The sequence below is a fragment of the Tardiphaga sp. 285_C5_N1_2 genome, assembly GCF_052076065.1.
GTDB lineage: Bacteria > Pseudomonadota > Alphaproteobacteria > Rhizobiales > Xanthobacteraceae > Tardiphaga > Tardiphaga robiniae.
In genome coordinates this window covers 4,695,990-4,719,481 of the sequence record NZ_CP197241.1, presented here as the reverse complement: position 1 = coordinate 4,719,481, position 23,492 = coordinate 4,695,990, and the positions used below count along the sequence as shown (strand labels likewise).

General features: G+C 64.2%; 25 protein-coding genes. 16 read left to right on the top strand and 9 right to left on the bottom strand.

Annotated elements, in window-relative coordinates; all coding sequences use genetic code 11:
* Positions 1 to 119: 119 nt before the first annotated feature.
* From AB7951_RS22330 to lpxK, 6 genes are all read left to right on the top strand, one after another.
* Positions 120 to 1,520, top strand: coding sequence for a TldD/PmbA family protein (locus AB7951_RS22330; RefSeq protein ID WP_439062306.1), 1,401 nt, complete (start codon positions 120 to 122; stop codon positions 1,518 to 1,520).
* Positions 1,507 to 2,316 carry a 3'(2'),5'-bisphosphate nucleotidase CysQ gene (locus AB7951_RS22325; RefSeq protein WP_439062307.1) on the top strand — a complete coding sequence of 270 codons (810 nt, stop codon included), beginning with the start codon at positions 1,507 to 1,509 and terminating at the stop codon, positions 2,314 to 2,316. The genes AB7951_RS22330 and AB7951_RS22325 overlap by 14 nt, the downstream gene beginning before the upstream one ends.
* A gap of 61 nt (positions 2,317 to 2,377) precedes the next feature.
* Positions 2,378 to 2,623 (top strand): DUF4170 domain-containing protein, encoded by a 246-nt coding sequence (locus AB7951_RS22320; RefSeq protein WP_068733639.1) that lies wholly within the window; start codon positions 2,378 to 2,380, stop codon positions 2,621 to 2,623.
* Positions 2,620 to 3,333: a lysophospholipid acyltransferase family protein gene (locus AB7951_RS22315; protein WP_089261893.1), complete on the top strand. Its 714-nt coding sequence runs from the start codon at positions 2,620 to 2,622 to the stop codon at positions 3,331 to 3,333. The genes AB7951_RS22320 and AB7951_RS22315 overlap by 4 nt, the downstream gene beginning before the upstream one ends.
* Positions 3,326 to 4,630 carry a 3-deoxy-D-manno-octulosonic acid transferase gene (locus tag AB7951_RS22310; RefSeq protein ID WP_439062308.1) on the top strand — a complete coding sequence of 435 codons (1,305 nt, stop codon included), beginning with the start codon at positions 3,326 to 3,328 and terminating at the stop codon, positions 4,628 to 4,630. The genes AB7951_RS22315 and AB7951_RS22310 overlap by 8 nt, the downstream gene beginning before the upstream one ends.
* The gene (lpxK, locus tag AB7951_RS22305) at positions 4,623 to 5,633 is read left to right on the top strand and encodes a tetraacyldisaccharide 4'-kinase (protein WP_439062309.1); all 1,011 of its coding nucleotides are present in this window, start codon (positions 4,623 to 4,625) and stop codon (positions 5,631 to 5,633) included. Before AB7951_RS22310 ends, lpxK begins: the two co-directional genes overlap by 8 nt.
* A gap of 48 nt (positions 5,634 to 5,681) precedes the next feature.
* On the opposite strand, the gene AB7951_RS22300 is transcribed toward lpxK, so the two are convergent.
* Positions 5,682 to 5,909 (bottom strand): DUF2093 domain-containing protein, encoded by a 228-nt coding sequence (locus AB7951_RS22300; RefSeq protein WP_089261889.1) that lies wholly within the window; start codon positions 5,907 to 5,909, stop codon positions 5,682 to 5,684.
* A 121-nt stretch (positions 5,910 to 6,030) separates the two neighbouring features.
* Positions 6,031 to 7,629, bottom strand: a complete 1,599-nt coding sequence (gene xseA, locus AB7951_RS22295) for an exodeoxyribonuclease VII large subunit (protein ID WP_439062310.1) — start codon at positions 7,627 to 7,629, stop codon at positions 6,031 to 6,033.
* A 122-nt stretch (positions 7,630 to 7,751) separates the two neighbouring features.
* Here xseA and AB7951_RS22290 point away from each other — a divergent pair, with 122 nt between their 5' ends.
* From AB7951_RS22290 to AB7951_RS22265, 6 genes are all read left to right on the top strand, one after another.
* Complete coding sequence (locus AB7951_RS22290; protein ID WP_439062311.1) at positions 7,752 to 8,738, top strand: alpha/beta hydrolase; 987 nt, start codon at positions 7,752 to 7,754, stop codon at positions 8,736 to 8,738.
* 4 nt (positions 8,739 to 8,742) lie between these two features.
* Positions 8,743 to 9,294 carry a hypothetical protein gene (locus AB7951_RS22285; protein WP_439062312.1) on the top strand — a complete coding sequence of 184 codons (552 nt, stop codon included), beginning with the start codon at positions 8,743 to 8,745 and terminating at the stop codon, positions 9,292 to 9,294.
* A gap of 1 nt (position 9,295) precedes the next feature.
* On the top strand, positions 9,296 to 9,598 hold the full coding sequence (locus tag AB7951_RS22280) for a winged helix-turn-helix domain-containing protein (protein WP_089261883.1): 303 nt from the start codon (positions 9,296 to 9,298) through the stop codon (positions 9,596 to 9,598).
* A 35-nt stretch (positions 9,599 to 9,633) separates the two neighbouring features.
* On the top strand, positions 9,634 to 10,137 hold the full coding sequence (locus AB7951_RS22275) for a DUF6622 family protein (protein WP_439062313.1): 504 nt from the start codon (positions 9,634 to 9,636) through the stop codon (positions 10,135 to 10,137).
* Positions 10,138 to 10,240: 103 nt separating this feature from the next.
* A complete protein-coding gene (gene purD / locus AB7951_RS22270; protein ID WP_439062314.1) occupies positions 10,241 to 11,524 on the top strand; it encodes a phosphoribosylamine--glycine ligase in 1,284 nt (427 codons plus the stop codon).
* Between the two features lie 68 nt (positions 11,525 to 11,592).
* Positions 11,593 to 11,847: a DUF6894 family protein gene (locus AB7951_RS22265; RefSeq protein ID WP_439062315.1), complete on the top strand. Its 255-nt coding sequence runs from the start codon at positions 11,593 to 11,595 to the stop codon at positions 11,845 to 11,847.
* Here the strand turns inward: AB7951_RS22265 and AB7951_RS22260 are convergent.
* Entirely contained in the window at positions 11,818 to 12,264 is a 447-nt protein-coding gene (locus AB7951_RS22260; RefSeq protein WP_439062316.1) for a nucleoside deaminase, read from the bottom strand. The genes AB7951_RS22265 and AB7951_RS22260 overlap by 30 nt on opposite strands.
* Positions 12,265 to 12,424: 160 nt before the next feature.
* On the opposite strand from AB7951_RS22260, the gene AB7951_RS22255 reads away from it, so the two are divergent.
* The 3 genes from AB7951_RS22255 to AB7951_RS22245 all read left to right on the top strand — a co-directional run bounded on the left by AB7951_RS22255 (position 12,425) and on the right by AB7951_RS22245 (position 15,989).
* Positions 12,425 to 14,812, top strand: coding sequence for a pseudouridine synthase (locus AB7951_RS22255; protein WP_439062317.1), 2,388 nt, complete (start codon positions 12,425 to 12,427; stop codon positions 14,810 to 14,812).
* A gap of 209 nt (positions 14,813 to 15,021) precedes the next feature.
* Positions 15,022 to 15,576, top strand: coding sequence for a 16S rRNA (guanine(966)-N(2))-methyltransferase RsmD (gene rsmD / locus AB7951_RS22250; protein ID WP_439062318.1), 555 nt, complete (start codon positions 15,022 to 15,024; stop codon positions 15,574 to 15,576).
* Between the two features lie 23 nt (positions 15,577 to 15,599).
* The gene (locus AB7951_RS22245) at positions 15,600 to 15,989 is read left to right on the top strand and encodes a VOC family protein (RefSeq protein ID WP_439062319.1); all 390 of its coding nucleotides are present in this window, start codon (positions 15,600 to 15,602) and stop codon (positions 15,987 to 15,989) included.
* 111 nt (positions 15,990 to 16,100) lie between these two features.
* Here the strand turns inward: AB7951_RS22245 and mutL are convergent, their stop codons facing one another.
* The 3 genes from mutL to arfB all read right to left on the bottom strand — a co-directional run bounded on the left by mutL (position 16,101) and on the right by arfB (position 18,951).
* On the bottom strand, positions 16,101 to 17,921 hold the full coding sequence (gene mutL / locus AB7951_RS22240) for a DNA mismatch repair endonuclease MutL (RefSeq protein ID WP_439062320.1): 1,821 nt from the start codon (positions 17,919 to 17,921) through the stop codon (positions 16,101 to 16,103).
* A gap of 169 nt (positions 17,922 to 18,090) precedes the next feature.
* Positions 18,091 to 18,486 (bottom strand): VOC family protein, encoded by a 396-nt coding sequence (locus tag AB7951_RS22235; protein ID WP_439062321.1) that lies wholly within the window; start codon positions 18,484 to 18,486, stop codon positions 18,091 to 18,093.
* A gap of 48 nt (positions 18,487 to 18,534) precedes the next feature.
* Positions 18,535 to 18,951, bottom strand: a complete 417-nt coding sequence (arfB, locus tag AB7951_RS22230) for an alternative ribosome rescue aminoacyl-tRNA hydrolase ArfB (protein WP_439062708.1) — start codon at positions 18,949 to 18,951, stop codon at positions 18,535 to 18,537.
* Between the two features lie 154 nt (positions 18,952 to 19,105).
* On the opposite strand from arfB, the gene AB7951_RS22225 reads away from it, so the two are divergent.
* Positions 19,106 to 19,789: an ROK family protein gene (locus AB7951_RS22225; RefSeq protein WP_439062322.1), complete on the top strand. Its 684-nt coding sequence runs from the start codon at positions 19,106 to 19,108 to the stop codon at positions 19,787 to 19,789.
* Here the strand turns inward: AB7951_RS22225 and AB7951_RS22220 are convergent.
* Genes AB7951_RS22220 through AB7951_RS22210 form a run of 3 tightly spaced genes read right to left on the bottom strand, consistent with a single transcriptional unit; the run spans position 19,786 to position 23,459 of the window.
* Positions 19,786 to 20,688, bottom strand: coding sequence for a ketopantoate reductase family protein (locus AB7951_RS22220; RefSeq protein ID WP_439062323.1), 903 nt, complete (start codon positions 20,686 to 20,688; stop codon positions 19,786 to 19,788). The two genes, AB7951_RS22225 and AB7951_RS22220, sit on opposite strands and share 4 nt — an antisense overlap.
* A gap of 9 nt (positions 20,689 to 20,697) precedes the next feature.
* Positions 20,698 to 22,032 (bottom strand): M16 family metallopeptidase, encoded by a 1,335-nt coding sequence (locus AB7951_RS22215; RefSeq protein ID WP_439062709.1) that lies wholly within the window; start codon positions 22,030 to 22,032, stop codon positions 20,698 to 20,700.
* Between the two features lie 29 nt (positions 22,033 to 22,061).
* Positions 22,062 to 23,459 carry a M16 family metallopeptidase gene (locus AB7951_RS22210; RefSeq protein ID WP_089261857.1) on the bottom strand — a complete coding sequence of 466 codons (1,398 nt, stop codon included), beginning with the start codon at positions 23,457 to 23,459 and terminating at the stop codon, positions 22,062 to 22,064.
* Positions 23,460 to 23,492 lie beyond the last annotated feature (33 nt).

The window sequence follows — 23,492 nt, the reverse complement described above, 5'->3', positions numbered from 1 at the left end:
ATTCTTTCCTTTTCGGTGCGGCAAATGCTTGAAGTCCCTGCGAAATAAGCACATCTCTAACAGCGGCCATCGCCGCTTCGGACCTGTTGAAATCGTCTCTCAATGTTGGGATTTTGTTCGTGAACTCTTCACCAAACGCATCGTCGTCTGTCTCCACGAAATCCGACAATTCCGATCTGCTCGATCAGTCCGTACTCTCCACGCTGGCGCAGCGTCTTGTCGAGGCTGCCAGGAAGGCGGGTGCGGATGCCGCGGATGCGGTCGCGGTGCGCGGGGTGTCGCATGGCGTCGAGGTGCGTGACGGCAAGGTCGAAGCTTCCGAGCGTTCCGAAGGCGACGACATGGGGTTGCGCGTGTTCGTCGGTCGCCGTCAGGCGGTGATCTCCACCAACGACATGTCCGGCGACAATGTCGCGCAACTGGCCGAGCGTGCTGTCGCGATGGCGCGCGTCGCACCCGATGATCAATATGTCGGCCTTGCCGATCCCGCGCTGCTTGCGCGCGACTTTCCGAAGCTCGATCTGCTCGATCCCGTCGTGCCGTCGGTGAGGGAACTTGAACGACGCGCTGTCGAAGCTGAAGAGGCCGCACTCGCGGTGAAGGGCGTGACCAAGTCGGGCGGTGCATCCGCCTCGACCGGCATCGGCGGCATGGTGCTGGTGACCTCTACCGGTTTCCATGGCTCCTATCTGCGGTCCAGCCAGGGCGTCTCGATGACGGCGATCGTCGGCGACGGCACCAAGATGGAGCGCGACTACGCCTTCACCTCGGCACTGCATGCGTCCGATCTCGACTCTCCATCGAGCGTCGGCAAGCTCGCGGGCGAGCGCACGGTGGCGCGCGCCAATCCGCGCAAGGTGCCGACCTGCAAGGTGCCGGTGGTGTACGATCCGCGCGTCTCGAACTCGCTGGTCGGTCACGTCATCGGTGCCGCCAATGGCGCGTCCGTCGCGCGCAAGACCACGTTCCTCAAGGACAGTCTCGGCAAGCAGCTGTTCAGCAGCAATATCCGCATCATCGATGATCCCCTGCGCGTGCGCGGCCTGCGCTCGCAGTCCTTCGATGCCGAAGGCGTTGCGACGAAGCAGCAGGCCATCATTGATGGCGGTGTGCTCACGACCTGGCTGCTGGATTGCGCGACCGCGCGCGAACTCGGCATGACGACCACAGGCCATGCACATCGCGGCGTGTCGTCGTCACCATCGCCCGGCGCCTACAATCTGCATATGGAAGCGGGCGACGTGAGCCCGGAAGACCTGATCGCCGATATCAAGGAAGGCTTTTACGTCACCGATCTGATCGGTTCGGGCGTCAATGGCGTGACCGGCGACTACAGCCGCGGCGCCGGCGGATTCTGGATCGAGAACGGCAAGCTCACTTACGCCGTCAGCGAGATCACCATCGCCGGTCATCTGTTCGAGATCTTCAAGTCGATGACGCCTGCGAACGATCTCACTTTCAAATACGGCGTCAACGCGCCGACCGTGCGCGTCGAGGGGCTGACGATTGCCGGACGCTGATCTCGATACCGACAAACGGCTCGCGCACGATGTTGCCCTGATGGCAGACACAGTGCGGGCGGCCGGCGAGCTCGGCCTCGCAATGTTCGGTACAGAACTCAGGAAATGGACCAAGGGTGAATCCTCTCCCGTTTCCGAAGCGGATATCGCCGTCAACGATCTGATCGAGAAGCGGCTTCGCGCCGCGACGCCCGATTACGGCTGGCTGTCCGAGGAGAGCGCCGATGACGAATCCCGTCTCGACAAGCGCCTGACCTGGATCATCGATCCGATCGACGGCACCCGCAGCTACCTCGCCGGTCGCGAGGATTGGTGTGTCTGTGTCGCGCTGGTCGAGGACGCCCGGCCTGTCATGGCCGCGGTATTTGCGCCATCCACAGATGAATTTTTTCTGGCGATCCGCGGGCAGGGCACCACCTGCAACGGCGTTCCGGTTCGGGCCACGACCGGTTCCGCAATGGACTTTTCACGCGTGGCGGGCCCGAAACCTCTGGTCGAGCGGATGGTCCATCCCCGGCAGGATATCACGCTTTATCCGCGGATCGGCTCGCTGGCGCTGCGATTGTGCTGGATCGCCAATGGCCGGCTGGATGCGGCCTTTGCCGGGGGGCAGAGCCGGGACTGGGATCTGGCCGCCGCAGATTTGATCGTGCACGAAGCGAATGGTAGGATGACCGAGCTTTCGGGCGATCCCATCCTCTATAATCGCCGGGAAGTCACGCACGGGTTGCTGGTGGCAGCGGGGGCCGATCGCCATGCTTACATCGTCGAGCAATTCCAGAACCGCCGGGTTTAACCGGCCGCACCACTATCTTTGACTTATCGGATCGCAGCCGGTCGCTGCAGGAACAGGATTCATGTCGGACACACCACAGCAACTGCTTCATCTGGTCATCGGGGGCGAGCTGACCAACCTGAAAGAGACGACGTTCAAGGATCTCAGCCAGGTTGAAGTCGTCGGCGTCTATCCGAATTACGCGACGGCATTTGTCGCCTGGAAGGCCAAGGCGCAGCAGACCGTCGACAACGCCCACATGCGCTACTTCATCGTCCATCTCCATCGGCTGCTCGATCCGGGTCAAGACGCGAAGCCGACCGCTTGAAACGACTGCTCCGAAACACGCTGCGCAGCAGCTGGGTTCAGCGCGCCGCGGGGTTTCTCGCGGCCGAATTTTTGCGTCTGGTCTGGAAGACCAACACCTTCACCTTCGATCCCGTCGATGTCTATGACATCGTCGAGCCGCAGATGCCGGTCATCCTGGCGTTCTGGCATGGCCAGCATTTCATGACGCCATTCATCCGGCAGAAGGACTATCGCGGCGCGGTGCTGATCTCGAAGCATCGCGATGGTGAGTTCAATGCGCTGGCTGCCGAGCGCCTTGGGATCGCCACCGTTCGCGGCTCCGGCGATCATGGCGGCGCGTTTCACCGCAAGGGCGGCGTCGGTGCGTTCAAGGAAATGGTGCGGGTGCTGGAGCGCGGTATCAATATGGCGCTGACCGCCGACGTGCCGAAGCGTTCGCGTGTCGCCGGCATGGGCATCATCATGCTGGCGCGTGAAAGCGGCCGGCCGATCATGCCGTTTGCCATGGCCACCAGCCGCTACGTCCAGCTCAACAACTGGGACCGTACCACGATCAATCTGCCTTTCGGTCGCGGCGTGCTGGTCGGCGGTGAACCGCTGAGCGTTCCTGCCGATGCCGACGCTGCCACGATGGAGGCGCTGCGCCTGCAGCTCGAAGCCACGCTGAACGAGGCGACGCAGCGTGCCTATGACGCGGTAGGTCGGCCGGAAGGTGCGCGTCGTGCCTAACGCGCTGCCGATCACGCTGCGCGCCTATCGCAGATTGTCGGCGGCGCTGACGCCGCTTGCGCCCGTCCTGATCAGGCAACGGTTGAAGAAGAATAAGGAAGATCCTGCGCGCCTAGACGAGCGTCGCGGCATCTCGCAGATCGAGCGCCCCGCCGGGCCGCTGGTCTGGATTCACGGCGCCAGCGTCGGCGAAGTGCTGGCGGCGGCAGCGCTGATCGAGCGGCTGCGCGCGCTGGGCATGCGCATCCTCTTGACCTCCGGCACGGTGACCTCGGCCGAGATCATCGCCAAGCGATTCCCGACCGATATCATCCATCAATACATACCCTATGATTCACCGCGCTTCGTGGCGCGCTTCCTCGATCACTGGAAGCCGAGCCTGGCGCTGTTCATCGAGAGTGATCTCTGGCCGAACCTGATCATTTCCGCCGCCAAACGCCGTCTGCCGATGGTGCTGATCAATGCGCGCATGTCGCAGCGCTCGTTTCCACGCTGGCAGAAATTCTCGGCGACCATCGGCGCCTTGCTCGGCCGTTTCGAGATTTGCCTGGCGCAGTCCGAAACTGACGCCGAGCGCTTCAGCGCACTGGGGTCGCGCAGCGTCGTCGTGACAGGCAATCTGAAGCTCGACGTGCAGGCGCCGCCGGGCGACGCCGTGAAGCTGGACAAGCTCATGGCGGTGACGCGCGGTCGCCCCATCATCGTCGCATCGTCGACGCATCCCGGCGAAGAAGAAATTATCCTCGAGACTCACAAGACGCTGACCAGCTTCTTCCCGAAATTGCTGACGGTCATCGTGCCGCGCCACGCCCATCGCGGGGCGGATATCGCGCAGATGATCACGGTGGCAGGTGCGCAGGTTGCCTTGCGCTCGCGCGAGGAATTGCCGCATGCAGGCACTGATATCTATGTCGCCGACACCATGGGCGAGCTCGGCCTGTTCTATCGTCTGTCACCGGTGGTGTTCATCGGCGGCTCGCTGGTGCCGCATGGTGGGCAGAATCCGATTGAAGCCGTGAAGCTCGGTGCGTCCGTGGTGCATGGTCCGCATGTCTTCAATTTCACCGACGTCTATGAGGCGCTGGATGGCGCCGGCGGCGCGAAGCTCGCCGACTCCTCGGAGCAATTGGTGAAACAGCTCGGCCTGATGCTCGGCAACGAGGCGGCACGCGAGGCCGCGATCGAGGCCGGGCATCGCGTGGTTGAACGGCTTGGCGGTGCACTCGACCGTACGCTGCATGCGCTGGAGCCCTATTTGATGCAGCTCCGGCTCGAAGCGGGAGCGCAGGATGCGTGAGCCCGGGTTCTGGCGGCCGCCATCGACATGGCTGTCGCGTCTGCTGATGCCACTTGGCGCTATCTATGGCGAGATCGCAGGCAGCCGCATGGCGCGCAAGGGCGTCGATGTCGGCATTCCCGTTCTTTGCGTCGGCAATTATCACGTCGGCGGTGCCGGCAAGACACCGACCACGTTAGCGCTGTTGCAAGTGCTGCGCGATCTCGGCGAGACGCCGGTGGTGCTCAGCCGCGGCTATGGCGGCAAGTTGCGCGGCCCGGTGAAAGTCGATCCGTCGCGGCATCAGGCGGCAGATGTTGGCGACGAACCGCTGATGATGGCACGGCAGGTGCCGGTGGTGATCTCCGGGGATCGCGTCGCGGGCGCCGCACTGGCGCGCTCGACCGGCGCGAGCGTGATCGTGATGGATGACGGCTTCCAGAATCCGGCCATCGCCAAGGACGCGTCGTTCATTGTGATCGACAGCAATCGCGGTCTCGGCAACGGCCGCGTGCTGCCCGCGGGACCTTTGCGCGCGCCGCTCGATCTGCAGATCGCACGCACCGATGCGCTCGTCGTGATTGGCGATGGTGTTGCGGCGACGGGCGTGGCGGCGCTGGTCGCGGGCCGGGGCGGTCCGGTGTTGACGGCGCGCCTCGTGCCGGACGAGACGTCAGTGGCAGCCTTGCGCAGCAAGCGCGTGCTGGCCTTTGCGGGAATCGGCGATCCCCAACGCTTCTTCCGCACGTTGCGTCATGCAGGTGTGGACGTGGCTGTGGAGAAAGCCTTCGCCGATCACCACCCGTATGCGCCCGCTGAGATCGACGCGCTGGCCCTGCAAGCGAAGCGTGATGGGCTAGTGCTGGTGACGACAGAGAAGGACATCGTCAAGCTCAGCAGCATGCCGGCCGCGACGGAGATCGTACCATTCGCCGTCACGCTGGCCTTCGAAGACATGGCGGCGTTGCAGGCTTTCGTGATCGAACGGCTCAATCAGGCAAGAGTGAAGACGCTCAGAACGTAAGGTGGGCAAAGCGAAGCGTACTCACCCTACGGATGACCGATACGAGCTTTACTTCTGACCCTTCACCGCGTCCGGATAATGCCGCGCCAGCACGGCATTCGGTACCGCATAGGCTTCCTGACGATCGACGCTCCAGTATTTCAACTCGTCCAGCGGAATGCGCTCGCCTGTGATGGCGCAAGTCACATAGGTGCCGGGCGACACCACGCGGAAATCGCCGTCGAGATATTGCAACTGGGCTTCGCCGTGGCCCGAGGGGCCAAATTTGTTCAGCACGGCTTGTCTCCTGGATCGTCACTAAGTCGTCTTGCCGGATCGCTCACCGGCCCTGAATGTCGTCATCTCGTAGCATAAATAGGGCCGCGGCGTCGCCCAATAAAGGCTGTCCGCGCGGCCTCTAGAACAGGCTGCCCTGATCGATTTTCGTCGCCTTTTTCGGCGCGGCCGGTGCCGCAGGCTTTGCTTCACGCACAGCGGCCGGGCGGTCGCCATCGGCGGTCACGCCGACGCGGCCATCGGCGAATTCGATGCTCAGGCGCGCGCCCGCTCCGACAGCAGCGGCGGCATGCAGCGCTGCGCCCTGCTCGTCGCGCACCAGCGCAAAGCCGCGGGCCAGCACGCTGCGATAGGAGAGGGCTGACAGCAGCTGGCTCGATGCCTGTACGCGCGCCTGCTGGCGCTGCACCAGTGTCGTCAATGCACGGCGCGCGCGCTCAGTGAGGCGCAGAGCGCGCTCCCGATCGCGCGTGATGGCATTGCGCTGCGCCTGCGCATTGGCGAGCTTGGAAGCCTTCAATCGTGCTTCAAGGCCAGTGAAGCGATCGCGGCGCTGCCGAAGCAGGGCGCGCGCGGAGAGGCTCAAGCGTTCGCCCGATACCGTCAGCCGCTGCGTGGCGTGGGCGATCTGTGCGCGCAGGACGCGCAGCGTCAGCCCGGCGCTGGCCTGCGCGAAGCGGCGATGATGCGCGTGCGTGTTAGCTTTCAACGCACGCGGCAGCGATGCGGTTGCGCCATCGAGACGCTGGCGCGGAATGGCGAGCAATTCGCTGAGATCCGGCAAGGCACGCGCTGCGGCGCGTAGTTCGTTGCGGCGGGATTCCTGCCCACGCTGCCAGCACAGCATCATGCGGCGCTCGAAGCCGGATATCTCCACCATCAGTTCGGCGCGCACGGGCACCGCCATTTCGGCGGCCGCCGTCGGCGTCGGCGCGCGCTTGTCGGCGGCGAAATCGATCAGCGTGATGTCGGTCTCGTGGCCCACGGCCGAGATCAGCGGGATCATGCTCTCGGCCGCAGCGCGCACCACGATTTCTTCGTTGAACGACCACAGGTCTTCCAGCGAGCCGCCGCCGCGCGCGACAATCAGCAGATCCGGCCGCGGAATGGCGCCGCCCACCGGCAGCGCATTGAAGCCATGGATCGCGGCGGCGACCTGTTCGGCCGAGCCTTCGCCCTGGACCTTGACGGGCCAGACCAGTACGCGGCGCGGGAAGCGGTCTTCCAGCCGATGCAGGATGTCGCGGATGACAGCGCCGGTGGGCGATGTCACCACGCCGATCACCTCCGGCAGCCATGGCAGCAGCTGCTTGCGCGCTTCGTCGAACAGGCCTTCGGCGCCAAGCTTGCGCTTGCGCTCTTCCATCAGCGCCATCAGCGCGCCGACGCCCGCGGGTTCGATGGCCTCGATGACGATCTGGTATTTCGACGAGCCGGGATAGGTGGTCAGCTTGCCGGTGGCGATGACTTCGAGGCCTTCCTGCGGCTTGAACCGCATCCGGCCATGGACGCCCTTCCAGATCACCGCCTCGATCTTGGCGCTCTCGTCCTTGAGCGAGAAATAGCAGTGGCCGGAGGAATGCGGCCCACGAAAACCCGAGATTTCGCCGCGCACCCGCACGTTCCCATAAGTGTCTTCCACCGTCCGTTTCAGGGCTGAGGACAGCTCGGAGACGGTGAATTCGGGGGAATTGGTAAGGGGGGCGGCGGCTTTGGGCATCGAATCTCGGCTTTCAGGATCGTCGCAAAGTAGGGATGTCGGTCGCAAAACGCCAATCAGATATTGATTTACAGATAACTCTGTTGTACAGAGTTATCTGTATTAAAGGAATTGCGGGTATTATGGTGTGGATATTGACCTTCGCGATCCGTGGCATCGTTTGGCTCCTTGCTGCGGTGGGTCTGGCGGCCCTGGTGCTGGCCGGCATGATTGCGGTGCCGGTCTCCAGGCCCAAGGCACTGGCCTCCATTGCGGACACGGCGCGCAGTGCATATCGCGGCGACGTGCCGCCACTGCAGTATTTCCAGGCGAGAGACGGCTCGAATCTGGCCTACCGGCGCTACACGCCATCCGGACCGTCCGTGAACCGTGCCGCACTGCTCATTCATGGTTCGTCGGGATCGAGCATAGCGGTGCACGCTCTCGCGAAAGCGCTTGCCGCGCGGGGCGTCGAAAGCATCGCTCCCGACATGCGCGGCCATGGCGCGTCGGGGACCCGCGGCGATATCGCCTATCTCGGGCAGCTCGACGATGATCTCGCAGATCTCGTCGGCCATTTGCGCGGGCAGGGGCTGGCGTCGCCACTGACGCTCGCCGGGCATTCGTCAGGCGGCGGGTTTGCGCTGCGCGTCGCAGGATCCGTCAATCAGGGACTGTTCGCACGCACCGTTCTGCTGTCACCCTATCTCGGCCTGAAGTCGCCATCGACACGCGAGAACGCAGGTGGATGGGCCAGTCCGAATGTGCCGCGCATCATCGCGCTCAGTGTGCTGCAGTCGTTCGGGGTGACATGCTGTGCGCAGCTCCCGGTGGTTGCCTTTGCCGTGCAGCCGGGTTCGACACGCATTCTGACGTCCGAATATTCATTTCGGCTGCTGCAGAATTTCGGCACGCATCGCGACTATCGCCTGGATCTCGATCCGGCGAATGGGCCCATATCGGTCATCGCCGGGCGCAATGACGAGCTGATGTTCGCCGACAAATATCGCGAGGCGATGCAGTCGAAAGCCAATATCGACGTGCGCGTCCTCGACGACGCAAATCATATGGACGTCGTCAGCACGGCAAGCTTCGTCGCCGTCGTTGCCGACGATCTCGCAACGAGGTGACACCGTGATCAACAGCCAGGAAGCCAGTGCTGCGTTGATGGAGATCGAAAGCCTCAGTCGGCTGGTCCGGCAGTCGGTGTTCTATCGGCATGCCAGCACGATGCTCATTCTATGGGGCGTTGCGACTTTTATCGGTTATCTGCTCTCGTTCTTCGCGCCTGCTGCGGCTCCCGTCATCTGGGCGGTCGTCATTGTCGCGGGTGTTATCTGCGCGATCATCGTCGGGGCACTCAACAAGAAGCGCGAAGGCGTCAGCACCTTCGATGCCCGCGCAACGGCAGCGTTTATCGCGTTCGTGGCTTTTGGCTGTCTGTGGAGCATCGTTTTCGGGAACATGGCGCCGCGGCAGATCGGCGCGTTCTGGACGACTTACTTCATGTTGCCTTACGTGATGACAGGGTTCTGGTTCGGCCGCGTCTTTGTCGTGATCGGCATGAGCGTGATCGCGCTGACGCTGCTCGGTTACTTCCTGGCCGGACCGTGGTTCACGCTCTGGATGGCTGTCGTCAATGGCGGCGGCCTGTTGCTCGGCGGCCTCTGGATGCGGCGCAGCTGACATGGCCGAACTCGACGACATCATCCATCAGCCTCTGCGGCTCAAGATCATGGCAGCGCTGAACGCACTGCATCCGGCACAGGGGCTGGATTTCCCGCGATTGAAGAAACTGACCGGCGCCACCGATGGCAATCTCGGCGCGCATATCGAGACACTAGCGAAAGCCGGTTATGTCAGTGTCGAAAAGGCCTTTGTCGGCAAGAAGCCGCAGACAACGGTGACGGCCACCGCGACCGGGCGTGGCGCCTTCGCGCGGCACGTCGCGACCTTGCGTGAGATCATCGCAACTGCGGAAGGCAAGTAGAGCAAAGCAAGTAACGTAAAGCTCTGGAGATTGTCATGGACATCGCGTGGCGCATTCTGACCAACACGCCGATCTGGGTGTTCGCGTTGCTCGCATTGCTGATCTGGCTCGGAAGCCTGTCGCTCCGGCCGCGAAAGACAGAGCTGCGCCGCTTGCTGATCGTTCCGATGGTGTTTCTTCTGATGGGGCTGTCGCGGCTGATCTTTGCCGGCGGCCAAATGCATCTGATCGGGGTATGGCTGGCAGCGGCCATCGTGATGGCGGCCGTCGCTCTGTGGGTCGGTCCCGGCGAGATGACGGTTGATCGGCAGGACGGCACCATTCTGCGCCCCGGGAGCTGGCTGCCCCTGATCCGCAACCTGTCGGTCTTCCTCCTGCAATATGCCGTGGCGGTCGCAACCGCGATGAAGCTGGGTTCGGGTGCTGCCGCTCCGCTGATCGGCCAATTGGTGTCGGGGGCGTGCGCTGGCTATTTCCTTGGCTGGACGGTGGGTTTGATCCGCCGTTATCGCGCGGAAACAAGTGTCGCCGTCGCTTGACGGGTTGGCCGCCTGGCCAGTTGATTACTCAGACCACTGATTGCTGTCCCGACGCGCCGTGCTAAACGATGGGCGTGTTTGATTGCAATTGGTCTGGCTGGTTATGAACATTCTCCTCATCGGTTCCGGTGGTCGCGAACACGCGCTGGCGTGGAAACTCGCCGCGTCTCCGCTGCTGACCAAACTCTGGTGCGCGCCAGGTAATGCCGGCATCGCCCGGGAGGCCGAATGCGTGGCGGTGGATATCACCGACCATGCGGCCGTGATTGATTTCTGCAAGGTGAGCAAGGTCGATTTCGTCGTGGTCGGCCCGGATGCCCCGATAGCGGCGGGCATCGTCGACGATCTTGCTGCCGTCGGCATCAAGGCATTCGGACCCAGTAAAGCCGCCGGCCAACTGGAAAGCTCGAAGAGCTTCACCAAGGAACTGTGCCGGGCCAACAACATCCCGACTGCGGCCTACGGCCATTTCCATGATGCAGAGTCTGCCAAGGCCTATATCCGGACCCAGGGCGCACCGATCGTGGTCAAGGCCGATGGCCTCGCCGCTGGCAAGGGCGTTGTGGTGGCGATGTCTGAAGCCGAGGCGCTGGACGCGGTCGACATGATGTTCGATGGCGGCTTCGGCGAGGCCGGTGCGGAAGTCGTGATCGAGGAGTTCATGCAGGGCGAGGAAGCCTCGTTCTTCGCGCTGTGCGATGGCGAGCACGCGTTGGCGCTGGCAACTGCGCAGGACCACAAGCGCGCCTTCGACGGCGACAAGGGCCCGAACACAGGCGGCATGGGCGCCTATTCGCCGGCGCCTGTTATGACCGAGGCGCTCTGCGCGCAGGTGATGAACGAGATGATCATGCCGACCCTGCGCGCGCTCAGCGCCATGGGGACGCCCTATAAGGGCGTGATCTATGCCGGCGTCATGGTGACCGAGCAGGGGCCGAAACTCGTCGAATACAATGCCCGGTTCGGCGATCCGGAGTGTCAGGTGCTGATGGTCCGTATGATGTCGGATCTGCTGCCGGCGCTGATTGCCTGCTGTGACGGGCAGCTCAAGAATTTCGATCTGCGCTGGTTCCCGGATCCGGCGCTGACGGTGGTGATGGCCACGAAGGGCTATCCCGGCGACTACGACAAGGGCACGCGCATCGCCGGCTTGGACCGGGCCGAGAAGATCGAGGGTGTCGAGATTTTCCATGCCGGGACCAAGGCATCCGGCGACTGGATTCTCGCCAATGGCGGCCGCGTCCTCAACGTGACGGCCTCCGCCAAGACCGTCGCTGAGGCCCAGCGCCGTGCCTATGAAGCCATCGGCCTGATCAACTGGCCCGAAGGTTTCTGCCGCCGCGATATCGGCTGGCAGGCAGTGGCGCGGGAACGCAAGGGCAAATAAAGGTATTCAGAGGTTCCGTTTGGGGAACCGAAGGTTGTATGGCGCGTTGATGGGGCTGTGAGGTACCCATGACGCACTATTATTTCGACCTCAAGAACGGCACAACGCAGCGCGATCACGCTGGTCGGGAACTGCGCAGTGACGCCGAAGCGATTGCACAGGCTTATGTGATCGCCGACGAAGTCAGCGCCCGGCCGGTGACGCATCAGGACCATGAGCGCCATGTATGCGTCATTCACGAAGACGGGCACGAAGTGACCCGCGTTCCCGTTGACTTGGCTGTCAGCAAAGCCTCAGCGCCGCGCTCTAAAAAACTCTCGTAACAGCGTGGCGGACTGGGTTTCGCCCACGGACGGATAGACTTCCGGCGCGTGGTGGCAGGTCGGCGAAGCGAAGAAGCGCACGCCGGAATCGACCCCGCCGCCCTTGGGATCAGCTGCGCCGTAATACAGCCGCCGGATCCGGGCGAAGGAGATTGCGCCCGCGCACATGGTGCAGGGCTCCAGGGTCACATACAGGTCGCAGTCGACCAGCCGCTCGCTGCCGAGCCTGGCAGCGGCCTCCCGGATCGCCAGGACTTCGGCATGGGCGGTCGGGTCGCGGTCGCGGACCGTGCGGTTGCCGGCCGTGGCGATCACCTCGTTATTCCCGACGATGACGCAGCCGATGGGGACTTCACCGGCATTTCCGGCGCTTTCGGCCGCTTTCAGCGCCAGATCCATGAAAGAAGGTGCGGTCAACGGCTCGTTTCCTGCGCAAAACTCTGCTACGGAGTTGCATTCAGCAAAAGTGGATACTGGTTTTGCGTGAGAATGCGCCCCAATGAGCGCGCATTTTCGGCCCGCGAACCCTGTCCGCACCGCTCAACCCAATTCAGCTTCCGCTGCAGTGAGACCCTTCATGCCCCGCGACAACGACAAAAACAACGGCCCCTCGCGCGGCCGGCCACCCGGTGGCAAAGGCGGAGCCGGCAAGGGCCGCTCCGGCGCCGCACGTGGACCCGACAAGAAATTCGCCAAGCGCGACGGCACATACACCCCGAAGCCGCCCGGTGCTGGCGGCGGCGAGAAGCGATCTTTCGGTGGCAAGCCGTCTGGCGGCAAATCTTTTGGCGCCAAGTCTTTTGGATCGAAGCCTTACGCCGGCAAGCGCGATGACGACCGCGCGCCGCGCCGTGACTACGGCGATGCGCCGCGACGCGATCGTGACGATGCGCGTCCGGCCCGCTTCAACCGCGACGACCGTCCTGCGCGTAGCGGCGGAGGCGATCGTCCGGACCGCGGTCCGCGCAAGGATTTCGGCGACCGCGAGAAGCGCCCGTATGCGCCGCGCGCCGGTGGCGGCGACAAACGTCCCTATAGCCCGCGCGGCGAGGCACCGCGCGGCGACCGTCCGAATTTCAACAGGGATGACCGCGCCCCGCGTGGCGACCGCGGCGATGCGCGTCCGGCCGGACGTTTCTCCGACAAGAAGTTCGGTGACAAGAAGCCATATGCATCGCGTGATGGTGGTGGCGAGAAGCGCCCCTATACGCCGCGTGGCGAAGGTTTCCGCGGTGGCGATGGTGACCGTCCGCGTCCGCGCTTCGATCGGCCGCAAGGCGATCGCAACGATCGGCCACAGCGTGATCGCAACGAGCGCCCGCAGGGCGACCGCCCCTACAGCCCGCGCCCGTCGCGTGATGGCGATCGACCGTTCAGTCCGCGCCCCTCACGCGACGGCGATCGTCCGCGCGGCGACCGGCCCTTCAGCGCCGAGAAGAAGTTTGGCGGCGACAAGAAATTCTCCCGTGGTGCGCCGGATCGCGGCGGCCCGCGCAAGAGCTTTGGCGATCGCAACGATCGCAACGATCGTCCCGATCGCAATGATCGCGGTGGGCGTGATTTCGAGCGCGGCCCTGATCGCAGCGAGCAAAAGCCTTGGCAGAAGCGTGAAGGCGGGGCGGATGATCGCGGCAGCCGCAGTGCGCGTCCGCCGCGCGATGGCGCGCGCAATTTCGATCGTCCGAAATTCGACAGGCCGAAATTCGAACGCCCGCGTGAAGATCGTCCGGAGCGCGGCGACAGCGAACGTCCGCGTTTCTCGCGTCCGCGTGAGGACCGTCCGAGCTTCGATCGTTCGCGCGAGCCGCGTGGCCGCACCGACTGGCAGGAGCATGGTCGCAGCGAGGCTCGCGACGGCGACGAGCGTCCGCGTCGTGAGAACGAGGACGACAGCAGGATTTTCGCCAAGCGTCCCGCCTTCGGTGGTCGCGGTGAATATCGCGAACGCGATCCGGAAGCGCGCCGCCCGGCGCGCGTTCCCGCGGCGAAGAAGGCCGGCGAGCGTATCGCCAAGGTCGTGTCGCGCGCGGGCCTGTGCTCGCGCCGCGATGCCGAGGAATGGGTCACGCAGGGCCGTGTTGCCGTCAATGGCCGCGTGATCAATTCGCCGGCGCTGGACGTCAGCACCAACGATGTGATCACCGTCGACGGCAAGCCGTTGCCGGCGCCGGAGCGCACGCGCTTGTTCCTGTATCACAAGCCGCGCGGCCTGATGACGACCCATGCCGATCCCGAGGGACGGCCGACGGTGTTCGATCATCTGCCCGAAGGCCTGCCGCGTCTGATTTCGATCGGCCGGCTCGATTTCAACACCGAAGGCCTGCTCCTGCTGACCAATGACGGCGGCCTTGCGCGCACGCTGGAACTGCCGGAGACCGGCTGGCTGCGCCGCTATCGCGTGCGTGCCCATGGCGAAGTCACGCAGGCGCAGCTCAACGAGCTCAAGAACGGCGTCGAGGTCGACGGCGTCAAATATGGCTCGATCGATGCGACACTGGAGCGCGACAAGAGCGCCAATGTCTGGATCGTGTTCGCGATCCGCGAAGGCAAGAACCGCGAAGTGCGTAACGTGCTGGCGCATCTCGGCCTCGAGGTGAACCGGCTGATCCGCATCTCCTACGGTCCGTTCCAGCTCGGCGAAATCGAGGAAGGCCAGGTCGACGAGGTGAAGACCCGCGTGCTGCGCGAGCAGCTAGGCGAGAAGATAGCGGATGCCTCGGGCGCCGATTTCGGCCGGCAAATGCCGAGCAAGGGCGATGTGTCGCTCGACCCGGTGATCGTCAAGAAGCCGGTTCTGAAGCGTTCCACGGTGGAAGACCGCAAGGGCCGTCGCATTCTGGTGCAGCGCGCCGGCTCGGAAGAGTCGCGTGCCCGCAACGAGGACGCAGCCACCTTCGGCGGTCCCCCGAAGAAGCCGAAGCGCGGCTATCACGGCAAGCGCGATCTGAAGCCGCGGGACGCGTAAGAGAAGTCAAAGAGAAATACGATGTACATCGCGACGGCAGTTGTGCTCCCTCCCCCCTTGCGGGGGAGGGTCGGGGAGGGGGGTAACCCGGAGCTCCGGCGTTTGTGGCTCACCCCCCTCCCGGCGCTTCGCGCCACCCCCCCCCGCAAGGGGGGAGGGGACCACGCTACACCTGCGGTGGCTTTGCCACTTTTCAAACGAGGCATCTGATGCGTGTCGTCGGTGGCCGGCTGAAGGGCCGCAACATCGCGTCGCCCACGACGCAGGCGATCCGTCCCACGGCGGATCGACTGCGTGAGGCACTGTTCAACATCCTGATCCACGCTTACGAGAGTCCGATCGCGGACGCGCGCGTGCTCGATCTGTTTGCCGGCACTGGTGCGCTTGGCATCGAGGCGGTGTCGCGCGGCGCCAAATTCACGCTGTTCGTCGATAACGGGTCCGAGGCGCGCGCACTGCTCCGCAACAATGTCGAGGCGCTCGGTCTCGGCGGCGTCACCAAAGTGTATCGCCGCGACGCCGCCGATCTCGGCCCCGCCCATCCGGTCGAACCGTTCTCGCTGGTGTTCCTCGATCCGCCCTATCGCATGAAGCTTGCCGAAAAGGCGCTGGCCTCGCTGCGCGATGGTGGCTGGCTGACGCCGGGCGCTTTGCTGGTGGTGGAAGAGGCGAAGGATGCTGGCTTTGCGGTGCCGGAAGGGTTCGAAGAACTCGAGCGCCGCGCCTATGACGATACCGAGTTTACGTTTCTGCGATCTGTGTAAAAAGACTTCAAAAGGAGCCGCCGATGTCTGCAATCGAATACACTTGGGATCACGTCCATATCCGCACGCCGGACACCGAAGCGACCGCGCAGTGGTTTGCCGATATGCTCGGCGCCGAGATCCTGCATGCCCCTGGCCGCATCGATATCAGGCTTGGCGGCGGCATGATCTTCCTCGCCCCCGTGACGCCGGAGATGGGCGTCAACCCGCCGCCGGTCACGCCCTATCAGGGCCTCGACCATTTCGGCCTGAAGGTGAAGGACATCGATGCGGTGGCTGCGTCGCTGAAGGCCAAGGGCGTGGAGTTCACCAAGGAGCCGCATACGCTCAAGCCCGGCCTGCGCATCTGCTTCATCCGCGCCCCGCAGGGCGTGTCGATCGAGCTGCTCGAGCGCGATCCGAAATATACGTGAGTCGAGCACCAGCCCGTCCACGTCATTGCGAGGAGCGAAGCGACGCGGCAATCCAGTCTTCGCTTGCGGCTCTGGATTGCTTCGCTGCGCTCGCAATGACGGCTGAGGGGTCTATCGTCGCCCGAACAGCTTCTCGATATCGCTGAGTTTCAGCTCGACATAAGTCGGCCGGCCGTGATTGCACTGGCCGGAATTCGGCGTGTCTTCCATCTCGCGCAGTAGCGCGTTCATTTCCTCGGGCCGCAGTCGCCGGCCTGAGCGTACCGAGCCGTGGCAGGCCATGGTCGCCGCCACATGCAGCAGCCGGCGTTCCAGCGGCAGGGCTTCGTCCCATTCCGCCATGTGTTCGGCGAGATCGCGCAGCAGCGACGCGGCATTGGTCTTGCCGAGCAGTGACGGCGTCTCGCGCACGGCAATGGCGCCGGGGCCGAAACTGTCGATGGCGAGGCCATAGCTTGCGAGTTCTTCGGCGCGATCGAACAGTTTCTCGACGATGGCCTCGTCCATTTCGACGATCTCGGGGATCAGCAGGATCTGTCGCTGCACGCCATTGGCGGCCAGCGACGCCTTCAGTCGCTCATAGACGATACGTTCATGCGCGGCATGCTGATCGACCACGATCATGCCGTCGCGGGTCTGCGCGATGATGTAGTTCTCGTGCACCTGCGCACGCGCGGCACCGAGCGGTCGGTCGACCAGGTCAGTCTGCGGCGTCTCTTCAAAACGCACATCGGCCGCGGGCGTGCCGACATCGAAAGCCGCCTGGCTGCGTTCGGCAAACGCCGCCGAACCATCGAAGCCCGGCGTTGGATTGACCGGATAGGCCGGCGAGCGCTTCCAGTCCCAGTTCGCATTCGGGCGCGGCGCAAAATTCGGGGCGAAGTTGGGGCGGAACGAGTCCAGCACGGCGCCGTCGCTATTGGCCGCGGTGCGGCGTCCCTCGCGGGCGAGGCCTTCTTTCAGGGCATGCACGATCAGCCCGCGCACCAGCCCGGCATTGCGGAAACGCACCTCGGTCTTGGCCGGATGCACATTGGCGTCGACCTCCGTTGGGTCGAGCGTGACGAACAGCGCGACGATCGGATGGCGGTCGCGGGGCAGATAATCGGAATAGGCCGCGCGCACCGCGCCGATGATCAGCTTGTCGCGGACCGGGCGGCCATTGACGAACAGATACTGTCCAAGCGCATTGGCACGGGTCAGCGATGGCGCCGCCGCAAAACCTTCGACCACCACCCCTTCGCGCTCGCTGCGCACTTCAATGGCGCTGAGACGAAACTCAGGCCCGAGAATATCGCCGAGCCGCGTCAACTGTCCGGCCGGACCGGGCAGGGCAGCCGCCCATGTCACCGGCGCGCGTTCCTCGCCGGCCATGGTGAAGGCGATGTCCGGCCGCGCCATGGCGAGGCGGCGTACGACTTCGCGGATCGCCTCGGCCTCGGTGCGGTCGGTCTTGAGAAATTTCAGCCGGGCAGGTGTCGCGTAGAAGAGATCGCTGACCTCGACGCGGGTGCCCTGCGACAGCGCCGCGGGCGCGATGTCAGACTTCTCGCCGCCATCGACGGTGCGCGACCAGGCATGCGGTTCCGACGCGTGGCGTGTGGTGATGCTCAGCCGCGCGACAGAGCCGATGGAGGGCAGCGCCTCGCCGCGAAAGCCGAGCGTGCGGATCTGCAGCAGGTCCTCGTCATCGAGCTTCGAGGTGGCGTGGCGGTCCACCGCAAGGGTGAGATCGCCATGGGTCATGCCGCCGCCGTCGTCGGTGATGGCAATCTTTCGCCGTCCGCCGCCATCGGTGAAGATCTCGACCCTCGAGGCGCCGGCGTCGATGGCATTCTCCACAAGCTCTTTCACCACGCTGGCCGGCCGCTCCACCACTTCGCCGGCGGCGATGCGGTTGACGATGGTTTCTGGGAGCTGGCGAACGGGCATGGATCTCGGGGTGTGGTGACGGGTCGGGGATATGTAGGGAACCTCAAGCGCCATTCTATGGCCCCGGGCGCCTGATGTCCCCGCCGCAACCCGCTTTTCCCCGGTTCTGGCTTTTTGTTTCGACGCGTTTTCTGGACGCGAACCGGTATCCACTTCGCTCGAAAACGCTTTAAGCGAATCGGCCGCCCTTCTGGATCACCTCGATCTTGTAGCCGTCGGGGTCGGTGGCGAAAAAGAACTGCGCCAGCGTGCGGCCCTCATGCTTGAAATCGCGCAACGGCCCGGGCGCGAGCGTCTCGCGCTCGAAGCGGGCATGTTCCGCGGCCACGTCGTCCACGACGACGGCGAGATGGCCGTAACCGTCGCCCAGCACATAGGGCTCGATTCGATCGAAATTCACCGTCAGTTCGAGCTCGAAGGGCGAGGAGGGATGGCGCAGATAGATCAGCGCAAAGTCAGGAAATGCGATGCGCTCGGCAATCTCGAGCCCGAAAGCGCGTTTGTAGAAATCCAGTGCGCGTACTTCGTCGAGCACGCGGATCATGGAATGAACGGGTTTGGCCATCGGGAAATTCCTGGAAAAAGTGGTCTGGCTTGTTGTGTGGGGCGCGGCTCAGTCGTCGAAACGCCCGCCGCGGCCGGCCTTGACGTCGCTGCGGCGCTTCTTGCCATCGAGGCGGCGCATCTTCGAGCCGAGCGTCGGTTTGGTGGCCCGCCGCGGCGCCTGCCGGAAGGCGGCTTCCTGCATCAGTTCGACCAGCCGCTCGATGGCGTCGGCCTTGTTGCGCTCCTGGGTGCGGAAGCGCTGGGCGTGGATCACGATCACGCCGTCCTTGGTCATGCGCTGGCCGGCGAGGGTGCGCAGGCGGATCGCGGTGTCCTCCGGCAGCGCCAGCTTGCGGCTGTCGAAGCGCAACTGCGCGGCGGTGGAGACCTTGTTGACGTTCTGCCCGCCAGGTCCGGACGCGCGGACGAAGACGATCTCGATATCGTCTTCGTCGATGGCGATGGAGCGGGTGATCCGGAGCAGCATTCTGTCTCCGTAGCACAGGATACCGCGTTTTGCTTGGTGCCCCGTGCACTTGATCGCAGATCGCAAAGATATGCCCGGGACATAGCGGCAATGCTGGAACTGGCGCCCTGCCGAGGCTTATCGTTGCACCATCAGTCAATCCGGACGTCTCATGACCAAGACCCCCCGCAATGTTCTCACCATCGATATCGGCGGTACCCATGTGAAGGTGATGACCAGCCGTGAAGGGATCAAACGCGAATTCGAATCCGGTCCGGACCTGTCCGCGAAGGAAATGGTGCGCAAGGTCAAGGCGCTGACCAAAGACTGGCGCTATGACGTCGTCTCAGCCGGCTATCCCGGCCCGGTGGCCGGCAATCGTCCGCTCAAGGAGCCACACAATCTCGGCACGGGCTGGAAGGGTTTCGATTTCGAACGGGCATTCCGCAAGCCCACGAAGCTTGTGAACGACGCCATGATGCAAGCGGTCGGCAGCTATGATGGCGGCCGGATGCTGTTTCTCGGCCTCGGCACCGGACTGGGTGCGGCCATGATCATCGATGGTCTGTCCGAGCCGATGGAGCTCGGTCATCTACCCTATCGTCACAAGACATTCGAGGATTATGTCGGCGCAGCCGGCCTGAAGCGGCTGGGCAAGAAGAAGTGGCGGCACCGCGTGGCTGATGTCGTTGCTGATCTGACGGCTGCGCTGGAGCCCGACTATACGGTGCTCGGCGGTGGCAATGTGGAGATGCTCGACAAACTCCCGCGCAAGACCCGGCGCGGCGACAACGCGAATGCGTTCAAAGGCGGCTTCCGGCTCTGGGATCCACGGAAGCCAGTGAAGCGCTGCTAGGACCGCCGTGACCCGCTGCGCTCGACCAGCTTCACCATGACCTGCAGCGCATGGTTGGTTGGCGTCGGAATCCCATGCTCCAGGCCCTTGCGGACAATAAAGCCGTTGAGGAAGTCGATCTCCGACGGCTTGCCACGCGCGAGATCCTGCGATGTCGACGATTGCTGAAACGGCATGCTGGCCGCGAGGCCGAGCGTCTTCTCCAGAAGGTCGGCCGGCAGCGACACGCCGCAGGCGCGGGCCACCGCCATGCATTCCACGACGGCATTGGCCACGATGTCAGGCACGCCCTGGACCTTGAACATCTCGCCATAGGCAATCCCGGCCACCGCCGAGAGCGCGTTATAGGCGCAGTTGTTGATGAGCTTCGACCACTGTACCGCGTCGATATCGCTGGCGATGGTGGTTGGCACGCCGGCGTCGGACAGCAGCTTCGCTAGCGTGTCGCTCGCGGGCGAGGCACCGATGATCAACTCGCCGCGGCCATTGTGCTTCACATGACCGGCACCCGGCATCTCGGAGGCCACATAGACGGCTGCAGCGATCACCGGCTGGCTGAGGATGGCGCGCAAGCGCTCGGGATTGTCCACGCCGTTCTGCAGGCTCAGCACGATGGAATTGGCTTTGAGCACAGGTTTGAGCGCGGCTGCCGAACTGTCGGTATCGCCAGACTTCACGGCGAACAGAACGAGGTCCGGCGGCGCGAGATCGGTGCTCTGCGTCACCGCCTTCGCCGGAATGAACCCGTCGAACTCGGCGCTCTCGAACCGAAGGCCGCGTGCATTGATGGCATCGACATGGATCTGGCGTCCGACCAATGTCACGTCATGGCCGGCGCGCAGCAGCTTGGCGCCGTAGTAGCAGCCAACCGCGCCGGCACCGATCACCGCGATCCGCACGTCGGCGCCTCAGTTGGCCTTAGGCGCCGGGGCTACCGGCGCTGCGGCCGCCTGCGGCGCGCGTCCGACGACGACGGTCAGCAGGCCATCCGCCCACAGCTTCTTCGCCGCCGCCTTGGCCTGGTCCAGCGTCACGGCATCGACCACGGCATTGCGCTTCTCGATGTAATCAATCGGCAGTCTGTCGAGCTGGTATTGCAGCAGTGCGCCGGCCAGTTTCGACGAGGTGTCGAGCGCCAGCATCTGCGAACCCTTGAGATAGGACTTGGCCTCATCCAGCTCGCGCTGGGTCGGACCCTGCTCGGCCATGCGTTTCACTTCGCTGGTCACGGTATCGACCGTCTCGGTAGCGCGGTCGGCGCGAGTCGCGGTGCTGCCGATATAGATGCCGGAATGCTGCATCCACAGCAGCGAGCCACTGACGGAATAGACCAGGCCGCGCTTCTCGCGTACTTCGTGATACAGCCGCGACGACAGCGTGCCGCCGCCGAGGATGTGATTGACGATATAGGCGGCCATGAAGTTCGGATCGTCGCGTTTGACGCCCGGGCTGCCGAAGGTGATGACCGTCTGCGGCACGTCCAGCGTCACGGATTCCTTCTGCGGCGGCTTGGCTGCCGTGACTTCCGGGATCGGCGTCAGTGTCGCCTTGGCGGGCAGGCCACCGAAGGTCTTGTCCAGCAATGTCGCGAGCGTATCGGAATCGACGTCGCCGACCACGGCAATCTTCAGCGTGTCCTTCGCGACGATGCGTTGCTTGTAGGCCTTGATGTCATCGACATTGATGGTCGGCACGTCGGTCAGGCTGCCGTTGGACGGTCGGCTATAGGGATGGTCGCCGAATGCCACCTGCAGAAACTTGCGCGTCGCCAGCGAATTCGGGTTCGAGGTTTCGCGGCGCAGGCCGGACAGGATCTGCGCGCGGATGCGCTCGACATCGGGGGCATCGAAGCGTGGCGACGTCAAAGCGAGGCGGGCGAGGTCGAACGCCTCGTCACGATGCTCTTTCAGCATGCGCAGCGAGCCACGCAGGTAATCGCGCTGGGCGTTGAAGTTGAGCTCGATGGCGCGGCGTTCCATGCGATCGCGGAAGGTCGTGGAATCGAGATCGCCCGCGCCTTCGTCCATCAGGCTGGCCACCATGTTCGCAGTGCCGGATTTATCCTTCGGATCCTGCGCCGCACCGCCACCGAACGCATATTCCATGGCGATCAGGGGAACGGTTGCATCCTGCACGAACCAGGCTTCGATGCCGCCTGGCGTCACGAGCCGCTGCACCTTGGCCGCCGCGAAAGATGGCGTCACCGTCAGGGTGACGAGTGAGAAGGCGGTGGCGACGGCAATGCCGAGGCGGCCCGCGTTGAAGATGATGCTCACGACCGCTTCTCCTCGCGCTTCGGCGCAGATGTATCCTTGATCAGATAGCCGGTGACCGAGCGCTTCTTGTCGAGCCAGGTCTGGGCGGCTGCGCGCACCTGTTCGGCGGTGACCGCCTTGATGCGGTCGGGCCAGCTACGGATGTCCTCGACGCTGAGGCCCGTGGTGAGTGCCGCGCCATACCAGCGCGCCAGCGAGGCCTGGCTGTCCTGCGCATAGGTGGCTTCGGCGACGAGCTGCGTCTTGACGCGTTCGAGGTCGGCAGCCGGCACCGGGTTGGTCGCGAGGTCGGCGATCACGGCGTCGATGGTCTTTTCGATATCGGCGAATTCGGTGCCCGGCTTCGGCGAGGCTGAAATCATGAACTGTGCGCTGTCGAGTGCAGTGCCCTGGTAGCTGGCACCGGCATTGATCGCGAGCTGTTTGTCGATGACGAGGGCGCGGTAGAGATATGAGTTCGCGCCGCCGCCGATCAACTGGCCGAGCACATCGAGCGCCTGGCTCTCGCCGGCCGCAGCAGTGGTGGCCGAGGGCACCAGATAATAGCGGCGCAGACTTGTCTGTTCGACACGCGGATCGGAGAGCGTGACCGTGCGCGGCGCGGCGGGCGTTGGCTCCTGTGGGCGCATGCGCCGTTCAGGGATCGCCGGCTGTGCCGGGACCACGCCATAGGTGCGCTCCACCATCGGGCGGATCTCCGCCGGGTCGACATCGCCCGCGATGATCAGCGTCGCATTGTTGGGGGCGTAGAAGCGCTTGTAGAAGGCGAGCGCATCCTCGCGGTCGAGCTTCTCGATCTCCTGATGCCAGCCGATGATCGGGCGGCCATAGGGATGGTTGAGATAGAGCGCGGCCATGATCTGCTCGGACAGCCGGGCATCCGGGCTGTTGGCGACGCGCATGTTGTATTCTTCCAGCACGACGTCGCGCTCGGGCAGCACGTTCTCGTCCTTCAGCACCAGGCCGGTCATGCGATCGGCCTCGAATTCCATCATCTTGCCGAGCTGGTCCTTGCTGATGCGCTGGTAGTAGCCGGTATAGTCGGTCGAGGTGAAAGCGTTCTCCTCGCCGCCGACGCGCTGCACGGTCTGCGAGAACTCACCGACCGGATGTTTCGCGGTGCCCTTGAACATCAGATGTTCGAGGAAATGCGCCAAGCCTGACTTGCCCGGCGTCTCGTCGGCCGAGCCGACCTTGTACCAGATCATCTGCGTCACGACGGGCGTGCGGTGATCCTCGATCACGACGACCTGCATGCCGTTATCGAGCTTGAACGTGGTTGGCGGCTTCGCCGTCACCGTCTGTGCGCGGGCGCCCGATATGGCGAGGGCGGGAGCCAGCAGCAAAGCGACGACTGCGACAGATCGTACGGCAAGTCGGAATGAAGAGGTCATGGCGGGGCTAACAGCTCCAAAGCATGGGGGAAG